The following is a 15,224-nucleotide window of genomic DNA, read 5'->3' on the forward strand; positions in this document are numbered from 1 at the left end:
CTAGCATCCGGTACAGAGACAAACCGATCAGGCCACACCATCAGGTTGCCCATGCTCGACGTCACAGCACTGCCACGGAAAGCAACGCTGCCCCCGCCACTGGACACGCGGTATCAGGTCGAAACGCCCGAAGGCATCGACTTGCCACTGCGCCCGGCCGGGTTGATGGTGCGCGCCCTGGCATTTTCCATCGACCTGGTCTTGCGCGGGTTGATCCTGGGCCTGTTGTTCATCGTCCTGGCGATGCTCGGAAAACTCGGTGCCGGCCTGGTTTCGCTCCTGCTGTTCGGCGTGAGCTGGTGGTACATGGTGCTGTTCGAAGTCTTCAACCAGGGCTGTTCGCCGGGCAAACAATGGATGGGCTTGCGCGTCATCCAGGACGATGGCACGCCTGTTGGCTGGTCCGCGTCACTGTTGCGTAACCTGCTGCGATTTGTCGACATGTTGCCGTTCGGCTACTTCCTCGGCGCCATCAGTTGCCTGCAACACCCCAACTTCAAGCGCCTCGGTGACCTGGCCGCCGGTACACTGGTGATCTACCGCGAACAACTGCTCACCCGCCCGCAACTGCCCCCCGCGCAACCCCGTCGCCCGCCCTTTGCCCTGACACTGTCCGAGCAACGCGCCATCCTCGGGTTCGCCGAACGCCAGGCCGGACTGTCCGACGCCCGGGTCAACGAGTTGGCAACGATCCTCGCGCGCCCCTTGCAGGTTACGCCACCCCGGGCCGTCGCCGAACTCAACGGCATCGCCCACGGCTTGTTGGGTCCGGCATGAAACAAAGCCTTTTCGAACATCGGCACATGGCCGAATGGGAGCAGTTTTCCCTCATGCTGGACAGGCTGGAGCGTGGCAGGAAAGCCGATGGGGCCGTTCAATTTCCAGCCGATTATCGGCGCATGTGCCATCACCTGGCGCTGGCCCGCGAGCGTGGTTACAGCAGCTTCCTGATCGACTCGTTGCAGCAACAGGTGTTGCGCGGACATCAACAACTGTATCGGCATCGCAGCCAGCTCGGAAACAATGCGCTGGGTTTCATCCTGGCCGGCTTCCCGCGGCTGGTACGCGAACAATGGCGCTTCGTGCTCGCCGCCAGCCTGCTGTTTTTCGGTAGCCTGATTGCGTTTGCAGGGCTGGTGTATCTGTTTCCGGACCTGGTCTATAACCTGATACCGGCCGACCAGGTCAGCGACATGCAAAGCATGTACGACCCCGAGGCCGGTCACTTGGGGCGCTCGATGGAGCGGGCGGCCAGTGAAGACTGGGCGATGTTCGGCTACTACATCATGCACAACATCGGGATCGCCTTTCAGACGTTCGCCAGCGGCTTGCTGTTTGGCCTGGGCAGCGCGTTTTTCCTGGTCTTCAACGGCTTGATGATCGGCGCGGTGGCCGGGCACCTGACGCATATTGGCTATGGCCAAACCTTCTGGTCATTCGTGGTGGGGCACGGTGCCTTTGAACTGACGGCCATTGCCCTGGCGGGTGCCGCCGGCCTGCAACTGGGCTGGGCGTTGATCGCACCGGGCCCCCTGCCTCGTGGCGAAGCCTTGCGCCTGGCCGCCCGCAAAAGCGTGCTGCTGATTTGCGGCGTGATGCTGTTTCTACTGATTGCGGCATTTATCGAAGCCTACTGGTCGTCGATGACGGCCCCGGCGCCCCTGACCAAATATCTGGTCGGTGCGGCCCTCTGGGTGCTGGTGGCGGTTTACCTGTTATTCGCCGGAAGGACCCGCCATGCGCCTGAGTGACACCACCGTGGTCATTCGTCCCAGACCCACCTTCGAAGCCATGGACCTCGGCGTGCTGCTGAGCCAGCGCCACCGACGCCTGCTGATGACCAGTTGGGCGATTGTCACCTTGCCGGTTTTCGCCTTGCTGACATGGTTGCTGTGGGATTCGCCGACACTCGCCGTGTTCATCTTCTGGTGGCTGAAGCCGGCCTTCGAACGCTTGCCGCTGTACATCCTCTCCAAAGCCATCTTTGGCGAAACGCCCACCCTCAAACAGGCACTTTACCAATGGCCACGGTTGCTCAAGCCGCAACTGCTGGCCAGCCTGACCTGGCGCCGCCTGAGCCTGAGCCGCAGCTTCCTGCTGCCCGTGTTGCAGCTCGAAGGCCTGGGCGCAGAGGCACGCCAGCAGCGATTGCAAGTGTTGTTGCAGCGCGACGCCGGCGCGGCACGCTGGCTGACCGTGATCGGTGTGCTCCTGGAAAGCGCGTTATGGATTGGCTTGATGGTGCTGTTCTACCTGCTGCTGCCACCACAGGTCGCACTCGACTGGAGCTGGCAGTCGCTGATCAGCGCCGCGACGCAGGATTGGCACTGGCTGGAACACCTGTCCAACGGGTTCTACGCCCTGGTGCTGGTGGTGTGGGAACCGGTCTACGTGGCCGCAGGCTTCAGCCTGTATCTGAACCGGCGCACCGCGCTCGAGGCCTGGGATATCGAGCTGGTGTTTCGCCGACTGTCCCAGCGTTTGAGCGGCACAACCCTTGCCCTGTTGCTGGCAGTGTCCTTGCTGTTGCCCATCGCACCCACTGTCCTGGCGGTCGAACAGGCCCCGGCGGCGCCAGACAGCCCGCGCCTGCTGGAGCAATCCCTGACCAGCCAGGCGTCCCGGGACAGCATCAAGGCGATCCTCGATCAGCCACCATTCAAGAACCGGGAAACCGTCACCCGCTATCGATTCGGCGAAAACCAGGCCGGCGACGAAAGCGCGGACGACGACAACATGCCTCAATGGCTAAAGAGGCTGCTGCAGATGTTTGACCAGCAGCACTTCGGCGCCTTGGCCACGCTGATCGAAGTCACGCTGTGGGCCGTGCTGCTCAGCGCTATCGGGGTACTGATCTGGCACTACCGAGAGTGGTTGCAGGCGTTCGTCAGCCGACGCCCGCGCCCCGTCGAAAAAGCCCCACGCGCGCTTCCTGCGCAGGCCTTCGGCCTGGACCTTGACCGCGAAACCCTCCCGCCCGACATCGCGGCCAGTGCCGAAAACCTCTGGCAGAGCAACCCGCGCGCAGCCCTTGGCTTGCTTTATCGCGCCCTGCTCAGCCGCTTGTTGCACGACTTCGACCTCCCGCTCAAAGCCGCCGACACCGAAGGCCAGGTCCTGGAACGCATCGAGCAACTGCAGCAACCGGACCTGTTGGCCTTCAGCAAAGACCTGACCGCGCACTGGCAAAACATGGCCTATGGGCACCAACTGCCGCCCGCCCATGCGCAGCGCCAACTGTGTGACGCCTGGCGTGGTGTATTTGGCCCGGGAGCCGCCCGTTGAATCGGCGCACCTGGCCGATCATCGGCGCGCTGAGCGCTGTGCTGCTGGGCGCGCTGACGATTTATCTGTACCTGAAGGCAACGCCCTACCCGGTCGAAATCGACCACGGCCCGGCGCCGGAGGCCCTGGCTAATCCCTACCTGGCCGCCGAGCATTTCCTGCGCAAACAGGGCTTGAGTGTCAGCCATGCCAACAGCCTCGATATCCTGCCGAGCCTCACGCCAAAGCATCACAGCCTGTTGTTGCTCGGTGACCGCTACAACATGACGCCCAGGCAGATCGATCAGGTGCTGGACTGGACCCGGGCTGGCGGGCGCCTGCTGTTCGTTGCACAGTCGTTATGGGATGAACAGACCGGGCAAAGCAATGACCTGTTGCTTGATCGGGTGCAACTGCAGCAATCGCTGAGCAAAGACCTCAAGGACCCGCCACCCGGTACGCCTGGCGACCCCTTCGCGCAATTGACCAAACTCTATCTGGAAAATGAGGACGCACCGGCCTACGCCGGCTTCGATACCGCGTTCCATCTCGAAGATCCGAAGAACCTCGCCCAGGCCTGGGCCAACAGTGGCAAGGCCACCCATATGATGCAGCTGAACCACGGACTCGGTTCGATCATCGTGGTGACCGACGCCGATCTGTGGAAAACCCCGGCGATCGATCAATACGACAATGCCTGGCTGCTCTGGTACCTGACTGTCGATACCGCTGTGACCCTGCTGTTCAACACAGAACACGACAGCCTGCCGACATTGCTGCTGCGCCATTTCCCCCAGGCGCTGGTCGCCTTGATCGCCCTGGTCGGACTGGCTTTCTGGCACTTCGGCGTGCGCCAGGGCCCTCTGCAGCAACCACAACCGAAAGCCCGGCACCAATGGCAGGAACATCTGCGCGCCAGCGCCGATTTCATGTTGCGCCACAATGGCCAGGACAGCCTGCTGCAAGCCTTGCGGCAAGACATACTGTGCCGTGTGAGACATCGCCATCCTGGCTACGAACGACTCGATGCCACCGAACAATGGCGGGTGCTCGCCCGCCTGGGCGGGCAACCCGAGAGCACCGTCAGCCAAGCCATGAGCCCGCGGCCGAAGCAGCGGCTTTCCAGTGCTGAATTCAGGCCGCCAGGTCGCCCGTCTGCAAATTTTGAGGAATGCGTTATGAGTCAACCGACCGAGCCCGATGCAATCAACCACGCCACTGCGCAACGCCAGCGCGCCAGCCAGCTGGCCCAGGCCGTGCGCCATGAATTGCAAAAAGCCGTGATCGGACAGGACACTGTCATCGACGACGTGCTGACCGCCCTGCTTGCCGGCGGCCACGTATTGCTCGAAGGCGTGCCGGGCCTGGGCAAGACGTTGCTGGTCAGGGCGCTGGCCCGCTGTTTCGGCGGCGAGTTCGCGCGTATCCAGTTCACCCCGGACCTGATGCCCAGCGATGTCACCGGGCATGCGGTGTATGATTTGCAGACCGAGCAATTCAAACTGCGCAAAGGTCCGTTGTTCACCAACCTGTTGCTGGCCGACGAGATCAACCGCGCCCCGGCAAAAACCCAGGCAGCGCTGCTCGAAGCCATGCAGGAACGCCAGGTCACCCTCGAAGGCCGCGCCCTGCCGATCGCTCAGCCGTTCATGGTGCTCGCCACGCAAAACCCCATCGAACAGGAAGGCACTTACCCGCTGCCGGAAGCCGAACTCGATCGCTTCATGCTCAAGGTGCGCATGGACTACCCCGACGCCGAGCAGGAGCTGGACATGGTGCGTCAGGTCAGCCGCTCTACCCGTGCCGACATGCTCGATGTGCAACCGCTGCGCACCGTGCTGCAAGCCAAGGACGTGCTGGTCCTGCAACGCATAACCAGTCATTTGCCGTTGGACGAACAAGTCCTCGATTACGCCGTGCGCCTGGCCCGCACCACCCGCAGCTGGCCCGGCCTGACCCTCGGCGCCGGGCCTCGTGCGTCCATCGCGCTGGTACGCTGCGCACGGGCACGAGCCTTGTTGCGCGGCGGCGAGTTCGTGATACCAGATGACATAAAAGGCTGCGCTCTGGCGGTGTTGCGCCATCGCGTGCGCATCGCGCCGGAGCTGGATATCGAAGGGCTGGACGTCGATCACGTGCTGCAGCAACTGCTCGATCAAGTACCGGCGCCACGGCTGTGAAACCTTCGCGCCTGCTGCTGATCTGGCTCGCGATCCTGCTGGTCATCGGCATCGTGCCGGGCACATTGCGGGCGCTGGACATGGCTGTTCCCCCAACGCTGTTCTCGATCAACTGGGGCTTGCTGCTGGCGCTACTGGCCCTGGCCATAATCGACGCGATCCGCCTGCAACGCCTGCCCTCACCCCGCGTACAACGACAAATGCCCGGCAGCCTGGCCCTCGGCCGCTGGAGCGAAGTACGGCTGCAAGTCGAGCACGACTTTGCCCTGCCACTGAACATCCAGATCCATGACCACGTACCCGATGGCCTGAGCTTCGAGAACCTGCCCCTGTCGGTCGAACTGCAACCCGGCCAGCACAGCCACGTCGGCTATCGCCTGCGACCCCTCAAGCGCGGTCACTTCACCTTCGATCACTGCGAAATCAACCTGCCGAGCCCGCTGGGCCTGTGGTCCGGCAAGCGCCTGCTGCACGTGACGGACAGCACCCGCGTCTACCCGGACTTCGCCCGACTCTACGGCGGCCAACTGCTGGCGGTGGACAACTGGCTCAGCCAACTCGGCGTGCGCCAGCGCCAACGACGTGGCCTGGGCCTGGAGTTTCATCAGCTACGGGAATTTCGCGAAGGCGACAGCCTTCGCCAGATCGACTGGAAGGCCACCGCGCGCCAACGCACACCGATTGCCCGGGAGTACCAGGACGAGCGTGATCAACAGATCATCTTCATGCTCGATTGCGGTCGTCGCATGCGCAGCCAGGACGGTGAGCTGGCGCATTTCGATCACGCGCTCAACGCCTGCCTGTTGCTGAGCTACGTCGCGCTGCGTCAGGGGGATGCAGTGGGCCTCAGCACCTTTGCCAGCGATCACCCGCGCCACCTCGCCCCGGTGAAAGGCGCTGGCCAGCTCAACGTGCTGCTCAACACGGTCTACGACCTGAACAGCACCCAACACAACGCCGATTATCAAGCGGCTGCCACCCAGCTACTGGCTCGGCAGAAACGCCGGGCGCTGGTGCTGCTGATGACCAACCTGCGCGATGAAGACGATGAAGAACTGCTGACGGCCGTCAAGCGATTGAGCAAACAGCATCAGGTGCTGGTCGCCAGCTTGCGGGAAAGTGTCCTCGAGACTACACGCCTGTTGCCGGTGCAAACCTTGTCGGAGGCGCTGAGCTATTGCGGGACCGTTGAATACCTGAATTCACGCGCAGCACTCCATGAGCGTTTGAACGCCCATGGAGTACAGGTAGTGGACATGCAACCCGAGGCGTTGGGGCCAGCATTGGTCACGCGTTACCTGAACTGGAAAAAAGCAGGAATGATTTAGAGGTCTCCCTGTTCCAGAACACAGCAAAATATTTGCTGTATCAGGCCGAAGCCGGCAACGGCTGAAAACTGAAGTATCGCTTCAATGCCTGCACCAACTGCCCATACTCCGGCGGTGCCCGTTGCAGGCTGAACCCGGCGTCGTAATGGTGGGGCGTTGCGTCCTCGTGGCACCACAGGCAACACGCCTGCAAATCGATGACCTGCATACCCCCGTCGCTCGCGGGGATTTTCAGGCGCAAACCGAAATCGGCACCGATCATCATCGGCAACTGACTGACGAGCATCAGCCCGTCTGCGGAGACGTTGCCCAGAAAGCCGATCGGCTTGTCGGTGACGCTGTTGAACACTCTCAGAAAATACGGCAGTTGATGCCGCTCGATACGGCGGTCAGTGAACATGCGCAATTCGCCCAGCAAGGCCCTTAAGCAGGGCCGCACTAATGCTTCGGAACGGGCCTGCCTGCGGTTGAATCAGACATGGGCGCGCTCTCCCCGCTCCTGGTGCGACAGTCCATGAACCGCTGCCGCTTACTCCTGCCGATCACGGGTGTTACGTCGGTTTGAAGGCAAGGCTTTCAAACCGCTTTATTCGACTATAGCTCACCGTCGTCGCTGAGCCAGCGCTGAATGGGTAACGTAATCAGAAGCGGGTAGGACGCACCGCCGCCGCACTGCGCAGCGGATAGTGACCCAGCGCCTGCAAGGTTTCCAGGCGCGCCTGGGCGCGGTAGGCGTATTCGCTTTGCGGGTACGACGCGATGATGAACTGGTAGGTTTGCGCCGCATCGACAAACAGCTTCTGCCGTTCCAGGCACAGACCGCGCAGCATCGACACTTCCGGCCACACATAAGGCCGCGCGCGGCTGGCGCGTTCGACCTTGGACAGCTCGAGCGTCACCTGCTCGCAATTGCCCCGGTCATAAGCGCTGTAGGCAAGGTTCAAATGATGGTTCATCGACCAACGGGTGCAGCCCACGACACTGAGGGCAAGGACGGTTATGAGCACGAATCGCATGGGAGTTCTCCTGACTTGAGCTCTGTATCGACCCATGGGCGAAAATCTTCAGGCGAGCGGTCAGCAAAAGTGTTCGGTTCAATAAACAAACGAATAAGTAGTGCACATGAACAATGACTACACCCCAAGAGCATAGTAGCCTCACTCAGCGCTTGAACTCAGGAGTCTTTGCATGTCCGTCCGTCGTACCAAAATCGTCGCCACCCTTGGCCCGGCCAGTAACTCGCCGGAAGTCCTCGAACAACTGATCCTGGCTGGCCTGGACGTCGCCCGCCTGAACTTCTCCCATGGCACCCCCGATGAGCACAAGGCTCGCGCGAAGCTGGTGCGTGACCTGGCAGCCAAGCACGGCCGCTTCGTTGCCCTGCTGGGTGACCTGCAAGGCCCGAAAATCCGTATCGCCAAATTCGCCAACAAGAAGATCGAGCTGAAGATCGGTGATCAATTCACCTTCTCCACCAGCCATCCCCTGACCGAAGGCAACCAGCAAGTGGTCGGCATCGACTACCCGGACCTGGTCAAGGACTGCGGCGTGGGCGACGAACTGTTGCTCGACGACGGTCGCGTAGTGATGCGCGTCGACACCGCCACAGGCACCGAACTGAACTGCACCGTGACCATCGGCGGCCCGCTGTCCGACCACAAGGGCATCAACCGTCGCGGTGGCGGCCTGACCGCTCCGGCCCTGACTGAAAAAGACAAGGCTGACATCAAGCTCGCCGCGGAAATGGAAGTCGACTACCTCGCGGTGTCCTTCCCGCGTGACGCCGCGGACATGGAATACGCCCGTCAACTGCGCGACGAAGCCGGCGGCACTGCCTGGCTGGTAGCGAAGATCGAACGCGCCGAAGCCGTGGCCGATGACGAAACCCTCGACGGCCTGATCAAGGCGTCCGACGCCGTGATGGTGGCCCGTGGCGACCTCGGTGTGGAAATCGGCGACGCCGAGCTGGTGGGCATCCAGAAGAAGATCATTCTGCACGCACGCCGCCACAACAAGGCCGTTATCGTGGCGACCCAGATGATGGAGTCGATGATCCAGAACCCGATGCCGACCCGCGCCGAAGTGTCGGACGTAGCCAACGCCGTGCTCGACTACACCGACGCCGTGATGCTCTCGGCCGAAAGTGCTGCCGGCCTGTACCCGCTGGAAGCCGTGCAGGCGATGGCGCGCATCTGCGTCGGCGCTGAAAAGCACCCGACCAGCAAGACCTCCAGCCACCGCATCGGCAAGGAATTTACCCGCTGCGACGAGAGCATTGCGCTGGCGACCATGTACACCGCCAACCACTTCCCGGGCGTCAAAGCGATCATCGCCCTGACCGAAAGTGGCTACACCCCGCTGATCATGTCGCGTATCCGTTCCTCGGTGCCGATCTACGCGTTCACCCCACACCGCGAAGCCCAGGCCCGCGCGGCGATGTTCCGTGGCGTGTACACCATCCCGTTCGACCCGGCTTCGCTGGCGCCGAACGAAGTCAGCCAGAAGGCGATCGACGAGCTGGTCAAGCGCGGCGTCGTACAGAAAGGCGACTGGGTCATCCTGACCAAGGGCGACAGTTACCACACCACCGGCGGCACCAATGGCATGAAGATCCTGCACGTTGGCGATCCAATGGTCTGAGTGACACGCTGAAAACCAAAAGCCCTGCCATGTGAATGGCGGGGCTTTTTTTTGCCTGAAACTTCGCCATCAGAAAGTTTTTTTATCTCAAAATAATCGACAAACCTGTCAACTCTGACAGTTGTTCATTTCCCCCCGCCCCCGTCTCATAGAGAGCAGCAGCACCGTACTGTTTTTGCGGAACGGGCAGAGGATGCGAGTGCAAACGCACTCGCCCATTACATCAAGGGAAAGTGCAATGACCACGGAAAAAATACATGCTTCGACTCTATCAGGCGAACTGGACCCCATTTTTGGTGAAAACGGCTTGGCCGTCCTCCGTTCACCAAACCCCGATTTCCCAAACTGGTCCTCACGGGTTGTCGCTGTAGGTCCTGACGATATGATCTACATCGCGGGAGTTCTATATGATGATGTCAACGGAATGCTCTTCGCGCTGACACGCCTGAATGAAGCTGGCTCTGTCGACACCAGCTTTGGCAAACAGGGTTTCTTCTACGATTTTTTTTACGGATCCGCTAACTCCAGCTTCTACGCCGAACAGATTGCATTTGTGAATGGCAGAATTCTGCTGACGGGAACGCTGTTTTACCGTGTAGGCGGCGTGAGTGCGCGGGATAAGGCCGCCGTTCGTTTTCTTCCCAATGGCACCATTGATAAAGAATTTGGCAAAGAAGGAAAAGTCATTATCCCGGCTCCCAACACGACTGCTGATTTACACGCCGTATCCGCGTACAACGAAAAATGTCTGGAAATCGAAAAATCAAGATGTGTTTCATCCGATTCTCTGAACAAGCTTGCGCCCTACGCGCGCGAAGCTTCGCCAATTACCGACGATCGCATCATATTGCTTCATGAATCTGGCACCTTCGCCTCGATTGATGCCTGGATCATCTGCTTGACTCCAAGCGGGGAACTTGACGTTTCATTCAATGAATCGGGTTTTGCTCGTGTCAGACATGACATGTTTAACTTCTTGCAACTGATTAGCCTGATCGTCGACGATGCGGGCAACTACATCAGTGCCGGCCACGCCAAAACAGGTTACTCCAATCCCCCTGAAGCAGTTGTTCTAGTAAAACACAGCAGAGACGGCAAACTGGATAAATCCTTTCAACGAGACGGATTTCTGGTTATGGAAGATGAAGACCCACTCTATTACCAGGAGCTTGCCAGTATAGTAAAACAACCCAACAATCGCATTCTGTGCACAGGTTCAAGGCATTCAAGACACGACACTGCGATCTCCGGATTTTTAATGAGTCTGGAAGCTGACGGCTCGAACAATATCCAGTTCAACGGTGGAAAACCGGTATTCATGAACATAAATTCATCCAGTACGTATTGGTACACTGCTGACTTCCTGCCTGACGGAAGCTTCGTGACTACCGGACTTTTAGAAAAATCCCGTAATGAAAGTCGTTACGCTATCTCGCGTTTCTTTTACAACGGCGTTCATGACAAGGACTATAACAACGGGGTGGGCTGGCTTGACTATAAAGAAGCGGTAAACATTGGTTTGTATTCTTCAGCCATTAAAGACAACAAGGCCTTTTTTGCGGTGGAATTTAAAGAAGAAACTGTAGTCATCCGCGCAGTAGCAAAAGGACTGATGCCCTGAAAAACAAAAGCCCTGCCATGTGAATGGCGGGGCTTTTTGATTTTTGATCCGGAAGATGTGTTGCCTGGGTAGGCCTCATCGCGGGCAAGCCCGCGAAGAGGCTTGTCAGGGCGGTTCAGTCGTAGCGTCAGCAGGCCGCGTTCGCGTTCAATCTGGATGGCATCGGGCATGGAGGGTCTCGCATCTGAAAAATCAGCGCTCAACCGCGGGGCAGGAAGACGTCGGCCAACAGTTGGTTGCGTGGCAGCCCAGCCAGGTACAGGCGCCGGGCAAAGGCATCGACGCTGTCGGGGGATCCGCAGAGCAAGGCCTGGGTTTGTCGCGAAACAAGCCGCAGTTGCGCCAAAGCCGCGAGCAACTCGGTCGGTGTCCACAGCTCGATGCTGAGGTTCGGACGGCTGGCGGCCATGGCTTGTAGAGGTTTGGCCAGATAATGCTCGTTGGCATCATGGGCCAGGTGGATGACCCGAATGGCGCCCCGATGATCCTGGCGCAAGGCTTCTCGCAAGACGCCGAACAACGGTCCCAACCCGGTGCCGGCCGCCATCAGCCACAGCGGTCGGTCGTGCCAGTCCGGGTCGTAATGCAAGGCTCCGCCACGCAATTCGCCGAGACGGATCGGGTCACCAATCTTCAATTGACGCGCGGCATCACTGAATTCGCCGGGTTGGCGACAATCAAGGTGAAACTCCAGAAAACGGTCTTCTTCCGGCAGGCTGGCCAAGGAATACGGCCGCGCCACATTGCCCGCCCACAACACCAGATGCTGCCCGGCGCTGTAGCGCAACGGGCGTTGTGGCGTCAGGCGCAGGCGCAAAACGCTACTGCTCAACCAATCAGCCGCAGCGACCTCGGCCGGACGGCCGTCCTCTTGCGGGTCGAAGGTGTGCACTTGCAAATCTTCAATCACCTGGCACTGGCAGGCCAGGCGCCAGCCTTGCTGACGCTGCTCTGCGCTCAGGGCATCGGGGCGGCTGTCGCTCGGTAATCCTTGCATGCACTGCACCAGGCAGGCATGACAACTGCCGGCGCGGCAGCTGTAGGGTACCGGTACGCCGTTCTGATTCAGGGCATCAAGCAGATTGGCGCCGGTTGCCACCGACCATTGGCGATCGCCCACGCGTAATTCAGGCATCGACGTTTTCCCACGCCGCCGCGCACCGGTTGCGGCCGTCACGCTTGGCGCGATACAGCGCCTGATCCGCCCGCTGCAAGGCCTCGTCAAGATCATCGCCCATGTCCAGCAGGGTCATGCCCGCGGACAAGCTGAGACTACCGACCTTCAAACCGATCAACTCGACATCGATGAAGGCGAGGCGCAGCCGCTCGCAACAGGCGGTCAAGCGCTCGGCATCGCAATCGGGCAGCAACACCACGAACTCTTCTCCGCCATAGCGTGCCAGGACATCGCCGTCGCGCAGGCAGGCCGACGCCACGCCGGCAAACGCCTGCAGCACCTGATCCCCAGCCGCATGGCCATAAATGTCGTTGATCCGTTTGAAGTGATCGAGGTCGATCAGCGCCAGGCCATGCACGACGCCGGCGTCCATGGCTTTGAGTTCGCGCGAAGCCAGGCGCAGGAAATGCCGGCGATTGAACAATCCGGTCAACTCGTCGGTGGCCACCAGGTCCTCGAGCTGACGCATCATCCCGCGCAACGTGTCCTGGTGCGCCTGCAGGGCGAAGCGGCGCTGACGCATGCGCAGTCGCGAGGCCTGGACGTAGCGGGCGTACATTTCCAGCCAGACCAGCACGATAAACAGCACGCACACCTGCACCACCGCCAGCGCCGGGTCGGCCAGCTGAAAGTGGTAACCCTCCCACAGGGTGATCGCGCTGAAACTGAAAAACACCAGCAGCGCGCACCGCGCAAATGCACGGCGCGACAGATGAAACAGCCCGAACAGCAGAATCAGCACGTAGAACACCAGGAACGTGCCGCGGGCCTCATCCAGATTGGCAATCAGCCAGGTTTGCCAGCCAAGCCCCAGCAGCACCTGCGCCTCGGTCAGGCTGGGGTCGGAAAAACGCAGGTTGCAGCCGCTGTAAAACACCGCGAACAACGCCGCCTGGCTGATGACCACCAGAGCGCTGCCAACGGCGACATTGGCCAGCGGTTCATCGTAATGGCCGGTGAAAAACGCCAGCCACAGCAGCAACAAAGCCAGGGCATAAGTGCCGGCCGCGAGGGCAAACCGTTTGAGTAACAGGCGCTGGATGGCGTTATGGGTCAATCGTTGACTCACCCTATGAAAGGAGACTGACAGAGCGTCCTACTCTACAGACCGATAACCACTTTAGTGGTGCGGCCGATAAATGACCATTCAATTTTCGGGCTGACCCGATTCGGGGATCGGGTTCGACCATGCGACCAAGGTTTGACCACCGGCGCGTGTACCCGCCAGCAAGGCGCGTTATACTGCCGCGCCTTTTTAGCGTCGCGCCAGCAGCCCCGGCGTGCCTTGAAAGGTGCTTGCAACCGACCGATGCACCCAAGCTGCAAGCACCTTATTGAATGTTCCCGTCTTTTAGAGGAGCGCGACTCATGACCGTGATCAAGCAAGACGACCTGATTCAGAGCGTTGCCGACGCCCTGCAGTTCATTTCCTACTACCACCCCGTGGATTTCATCCAGGCGATGCACGAAGCCTACCTGCGCGAAGAATCGCCAGCGGCCCGTGATTCGATGGCGCAGATCCTGATCAACTCGCGCATGTGCGCCACCGGCCACCGCCCGATCTGCCAGGACACCGGCATCGTCACCGTATTTGTCCGCGTGGGCATGGACGTGCGTTGGGATGGCGCCACCATGGGCCTGGACGACATGATCAACGAAGGCGTGCGTCGCGCCTACAACCTGCCGGAAAACGTCCTGCGTGCTTCGATCCTCGCCGACCCGGCGGGCGCTCGCAAGAACACCAAGGACAACACCCCGGCGGTTATCCACTACTCCATCGTTCCGGGTAATACCGTGGAAGTGGACGTGGCGGCCAAGGGCGGCGGTTCCGAGAACAAGTCGAAAATGGCCATGCTCAACCCGTCCGACTCGATCGTCGACTGGGTCCTGAAGACCGTTCCGACCATGGGCGCCGGCTGGTGCCCACCGGGCATGCTCGGCATCGGCATCGGCGGTACCGCCGAGAAAGCCGCTGTCATGGCGAAAGAAGTGTTGATGGAATCCATCGACATCCACGAGCTGAAGGCCCGTGGCCCGCAGAACCGCATCGAAGAAATGCGCCTGGAGCTGTTCGAGAAGGTCAACCAGCTGGGCATCGGCGCCCAGGGCCTCGGTGGCCTGACCACCGTGCTCGACGTGAAGATCATGGATTACCCGACCCACGCCGCTTCGTTGCCGGTGTGCATGATCCCGAACTGCGCCGCCACCCGTCACGCCCACTTCGTGCTCGACGGTTCCGGCCCGGCTTCGCTGGAAGCGCCACCGCTGGACGCCTACCCGGAAATCGTCTGGGAAGCCGGCCCGTCGGCTCGTCGCGTCAACCTCGACACCCTGACCCCGGAAGAAGTGCAGAGCTGGAAGCCGGGCGAAACCGTCCTGCTCAACGGCAAGATGCTCACCGGTCGCGATGCGGCGCACAAGCGCATGGTCGAGATGTTGAACAAAGGTGACACCCTGCCGGTGGACCTCAAGGGTCGCTTCATCTATTACGTCGGCCCGGTCGATCCGGTGCGCGAAGAAGTGGTTGGCCCGGCTGGCCCGACCACCGCAACGCGGATGGACAAGTTCACCCGGCAGATCCTCGAGCAAACCGGCCTGCTGGGCATGATCGGCAAATCCGAGCGCGGCCCTACCGCTATCGACGCGATCAAGGACCACAAGGCCGTTTACCTGATGGCAGTGGGCGGCGCGGCTTACCTGGTGGCGCAAGCGATCAAGAAATCCCGCGTTGTCGCTTTCGCCGAACTGGGCATGGAAGCGATCTACGAGTTCGACGTGAAAGACATGCCGGTGACCGTTGCGGTCGACAGCAAGGGCGAGTCCGTACACATCACCGGTCCTGCCATCTGGCAGCAAAAGATCAGTGAAAGCCTGGCGGTAGAAGTGCAGTAAGCGCTTCGGCTGTCTGAAAAAGGCGACAGGGGATTCAACCCCTGTCGCCTTTTTTATTACCTGCACAAGGCGTGGGAATACCGAAGAGGGGCATGTTATGGTGCGCCCCCTCCGTACACCTG

At 60.6% G+C, this 15,224-nt stretch carries 12 protein-coding genes and 1 pseudogene; 9 read left to right on the top strand and 4 right to left on the bottom strand.

Annotated features, from left to right (window positions below; translation table 11 throughout):
- The first annotated feature begins 51 nt into the window (after positions 1 to 51).
- The 6 genes and pseudogenes from SOP85_RS11180 (at position 52) to SOP85_RS11205 (ending at position 6,772) form a co-directional block, all read left to right on the top strand.
- Complete coding sequence (locus SOP85_RS11180) at positions 52 to 777, top strand: RDD family protein (RefSeq protein WP_323626969.1); 726 nt, start codon at positions 52 to 54, stop codon at positions 775 to 777.
- On the top strand, positions 774 to 1,751 hold the full coding sequence (locus SOP85_RS11185; RefSeq protein ID WP_323626970.1) for a stage II sporulation protein M: 978 nt from the start codon (positions 774 to 776) through the stop codon (positions 1,749 to 1,751). Before SOP85_RS11180 ends, SOP85_RS11185 begins: the two co-directional genes overlap by 4 nt.
- Positions 1,738 to 3,285 carry a DUF4129 domain-containing protein gene (locus SOP85_RS11190; RefSeq protein WP_323626971.1) on the top strand — a complete coding sequence of 516 codons (1,548 nt, stop codon included), beginning with the start codon at positions 1,738 to 1,740 and terminating at the stop codon, positions 3,283 to 3,285. The genes SOP85_RS11185 and SOP85_RS11190 overlap by 14 nt, the downstream gene beginning before the upstream one ends.
- Positions 3,282 to 4,446, top strand: a pseudogene (locus SOP85_RS11195) (DUF4350 domain-containing protein). Before SOP85_RS11190 ends, SOP85_RS11195 begins: the two are co-directional and overlap by 4 nt.
- A complete protein-coding gene (locus tag SOP85_RS11200; protein WP_323626972.1) occupies positions 4,443 to 5,444 on the top strand; it encodes an AAA family ATPase in 1,002 nt (333 codons plus the stop codon). The pseudogene SOP85_RS11195 and the gene SOP85_RS11200 overlap by 4 nt, the downstream one beginning before the upstream one ends.
- Positions 5,441 to 6,772, top strand: a complete 1,332-nt coding sequence (locus SOP85_RS11205; protein WP_323626973.1) for a DUF58 domain-containing protein — start codon at positions 5,441 to 5,443, stop codon at positions 6,770 to 6,772. The genes SOP85_RS11200 and SOP85_RS11205 overlap by 4 nt, the downstream gene beginning before the upstream one ends.
- A gap of 40 nt (positions 6,773 to 6,812) precedes the next feature.
- Here the strand turns inward: SOP85_RS11205 and SOP85_RS11210 are convergent, their stop codons facing one another.
- Together SOP85_RS11210 and SOP85_RS11215 are read right to left on the bottom strand one after the other, a co-directional pair.
- Positions 6,813 to 7,172: a PilZ domain-containing protein gene (locus SOP85_RS11210; RefSeq protein ID WP_274074336.1), complete on the bottom strand. Its 360-nt coding sequence runs from the start codon at positions 7,170 to 7,172 to the stop codon at positions 6,813 to 6,815.
- Between the two features lie 241 nt (positions 7,173 to 7,413).
- Entirely contained in the window at positions 7,414 to 7,788 is a 375-nt protein-coding gene (locus SOP85_RS11215; protein ID WP_323626974.1) for a tetratricopeptide repeat protein, read from the bottom strand.
- Between the two features lie 172 nt (positions 7,789 to 7,960).
- Between SOP85_RS11215 and pyk the strand changes: the two genes are divergently transcribed.
- Entirely contained in the window at positions 7,961 to 9,412 is a 1,452-nt protein-coding gene (gene pyk, locus SOP85_RS11220; RefSeq protein WP_274074334.1) for a pyruvate kinase, read from the top strand.
- 238 nt (positions 9,413 to 9,650) lie between these two features.
- Positions 9,651 to 11,033, top strand: a complete 1,383-nt coding sequence (locus tag SOP85_RS11225; RefSeq protein WP_323626975.1) for a hypothetical protein — start codon at positions 9,651 to 9,653, stop codon at positions 11,031 to 11,033.
- A gap of 199 nt (positions 11,034 to 11,232) precedes the next feature.
- Here SOP85_RS11225 and SOP85_RS11230 read toward each other — a convergent pair whose 3' ends face one another.
- The gene (locus tag SOP85_RS11230) at positions 11,233 to 12,168 is read right to left on the bottom strand and encodes an iron-sulfur-binding ferredoxin reductase (RefSeq protein WP_323626976.1); all 936 of its coding nucleotides are present in this window, start codon (positions 12,166 to 12,168) and stop codon (positions 11,233 to 11,235) included.
- Positions 12,161 to 13,267, bottom strand: coding sequence for a GGDEF domain-containing protein (locus tag SOP85_RS11235; RefSeq protein ID WP_323626977.1), 1,107 nt, complete (start codon positions 13,265 to 13,267; stop codon positions 12,161 to 12,163). Before SOP85_RS11235 ends, SOP85_RS11230 begins: the two co-directional genes overlap by 8 nt.
- 311 nt (positions 13,268 to 13,578) lie before the next feature.
- On the opposite strand from SOP85_RS11235, the gene SOP85_RS11240 reads away from it, so the two are divergent.
- Positions 13,579 to 15,102: a fumarate hydratase gene (locus tag SOP85_RS11240; RefSeq protein ID WP_323626978.1), complete on the top strand. Its 1,524-nt coding sequence runs from the start codon at positions 13,579 to 13,581 to the stop codon at positions 15,100 to 15,102.
- Positions 15,103 to 15,224 lie beyond the last annotated feature (122 nt).

Origin of the sequence: Pseudomonas sp. YuFO20 (genome assembly GCF_035064975.1) — a bacterium.
GTDB lineage: Bacteria > Pseudomonadota > Gammaproteobacteria > Pseudomonadales > Pseudomonadaceae > Aquipseudomonas > Aquipseudomonas putida_AE.

Excerpts from the sequence above, each read along its gene's own strand:
- SOP85_RS11225 (WP_323626975.1), top strand. The coding sequence starts at position 9,651 with ATGACCACGGAAAAAATACATGCTTCGACTCTATCAGGCGAACTGGAC.
- SOP85_RS11180 (WP_323626969.1), top strand. The coding sequence starts at position 52 with ATGCTCGACGTCACAGCACTGCCACGGAAAGCAACGCTGCCCCCGCCA.
- SOP85_RS11190 (WP_323626971.1), top strand. The coding sequence starts at position 1,738 with ATGCGCCTGAGTGACACCACCGTGGTCATTCGTCCCAGACCCACCTTC.
- SOP85_RS11200 (WP_323626972.1), top strand. The coding sequence starts at position 4,443 with ATGAGTCAACCGACCGAGCCCGATGCAATCAACCACGCCACTGCGCAA.
- SOP85_RS11240 (WP_323626978.1), top strand. The coding sequence starts at position 13,579 with ATGACCGTGATCAAGCAAGACGACCTGATTCAGAGCGTTGCCGACGCC.
- SOP85_RS11215 (WP_323626974.1), bottom strand. The coding sequence starts at position 7,788 with ATGCGATTCGTGCTCATAACCGTCCTTGCCCTCAGTGTCGTGGGCTGC.
- SOP85_RS11210 (WP_274074336.1), bottom strand. The coding sequence starts at position 7,172 with ATGTTCACTGACCGCCGTATCGAGCGGCATCAACTGCCGTATTTTCTG.
- SOP85_RS11185 (WP_323626970.1), top strand. The coding sequence starts at position 774 with ATGAAACAAAGCCTTTTCGAACATCGGCACATGGCCGAATGGGAGCAG.
- pyk (WP_274074334.1), top strand. The coding sequence starts at position 7,961 with ATGTCCGTCCGTCGTACCAAAATCGTCGCCACCCTTGGCCCGGCCAGT.
- SOP85_RS11230 (WP_323626976.1), bottom strand. The coding sequence starts at position 12,168 with ATGCCTGAATTACGCGTGGGCGATCGCCAATGGTCGGTGGCAACCGGC.